General features: G+C 74.9%; 1 protein-coding gene. It reads left to right on the forward strand.

Annotated elements, in window-relative coordinates:
- Positions 1-262 precede the first annotated feature (262 nt).
- Positions 263-1,102 (forward strand): SDR family NAD(P)-dependent oxidoreductase, encoded by an 840-nt coding sequence (locus BFF77_RS00200; protein ID WP_079124681.1) that lies wholly within the window; start codon positions 263-265, stop codon positions 1,100-1,102.
- The last annotated feature ends 313 nt before the right edge of the window (positions 1,103-1,415 follow it).

The raw sequence follows: 1,415 nt of genomic DNA on the forward strand, positions 1-1,415 counted from the left end.
TAACCCGGCTCCAGCGCGGGACCGCTGGCCACCTCGGGGACGTCCTCGGCGGCGAGGGCGCCGGGCGCGGTGGCGAGCGCGCCGGCGGCGCCGGTCAGGACGAAGCCCGCCCCGGTGAGTGCGGATCTTCCGGTGAATTCCCTGCGGGTCAACGACATCGCGGTCTCCTGAAGGGCACAAAGGGGGAGGGCTACGCTCCCGACGCTGCCGCCCATGACTGAACGCCGGTTGAACGCCGGACGACATCGAAAGGCCCGCTTCCATGAACCTGCCAACGCCGAACCCGTCGGCCGCGAACGTCCCGGCCGCGGACCCGCCGGCCGGGAACGTGCCGGCCGCGAGCCTCCCGGCCACCGGCCGGCGTGTCCTCGTCAGCGGCGCGTCCCGAGGTCTCGGCCGCGCCGTCGCCCGAGCCTTCGCCGCCAACGGCGACCGGGTCGCCGTCCACTACGGAGGCCGCGCCGCCGACGCCCGGCTGACCTTGGAGTCACTGGCCGGTACGGGCCACACGCTGCTGGGCGGCGACCTGTCCGACCCGGCGGGCGCCGCACGCGTCGCGGACGAGGCGGCCGAGGCGCTCGGCGGGATCGACGTCCTGGTCAACAACGCGGCGGTGAACGAACCTCACCCGCTGCCGTCCACGTCGTACGAGGAGTGGACGGCGGCCTGGCAGCGCCATATATCGGTCAATCTGCTGGGCACGGCCCTGCTCAGCCATCGCGCCGCCCGGTCCATGATCGACCGGGGCACGGGCGGCCGGATCGTCAACATCGGCTCACGCGGCGCGTTCCGGGGCGAGCCGGACCATCCGGCCTACGGCGCGACCAAGGCGGCCGTCCACGCGCTGGGCCAGTCCCTGGCCGTCTCGCTGGCCCCGTACGGCATCGGCGTGGCGTCCGTGGCCCCGGGCTTCTTCGGCACGGAACGCGTCGCGCACCGCCTGACGGGTCCGGAGGGCGAGGCGATCCGCGCGCAGAGCCCGTTCGGCCGGGTGGGCACGGCGGAGGAGATCGCGGGGGCGGTGCTGTGGCTGGCGTCGCCGGGAGCGGAGTGGTCGTCGGGGGCGGTCCTGGACCTGAACGGAGCCTCGCACCTGCGGTGAGCCTCCCGGCTGGGGGCCGTGGTCCAGGGTGCGTGGCCGGTGCGGTGCACGCCTGACGGTGCGGTGCGCCTGACGGTGCGGTGCACGCCTGACGGCGTGGGGGCGCGGTGGTGGGTGCGGGGGCCGGGGCACTCCGGAGGCACATGTCCGGACGGCATGATTTACGGCGCCCCCGCGCGGTCGCGGGATACGAGCGGCCCGGCGCCACAAATCACGCTTCAGTGTCCGGACACGCACCTCCTGCGACCCCGACCCCCTCCCGCCGCACGTCCGGTGCGGGCCGCGTATCCAGCCCGTCCGGCGATTGAGGACG

It is taken from the genome of Streptomyces lushanensis (genome assembly GCF_001700515.1).
In the GTDB taxonomy this organism is placed as follows: Bacteria; Actinomycetota; Actinomycetes; order Streptomycetales; family Streptomycetaceae; genus Streptomyces; species Streptomyces lushanensis.

Bases quoted from the DNA above. Each gene is read 5' to 3' on its own strand.
- BFF77_RS00200 (WP_079124681.1), top strand. From the start codon at position 263: ATGAACCTGCCAACGCCGAACCCGTCGGCCGCGAACGTCCCGGCCGCG.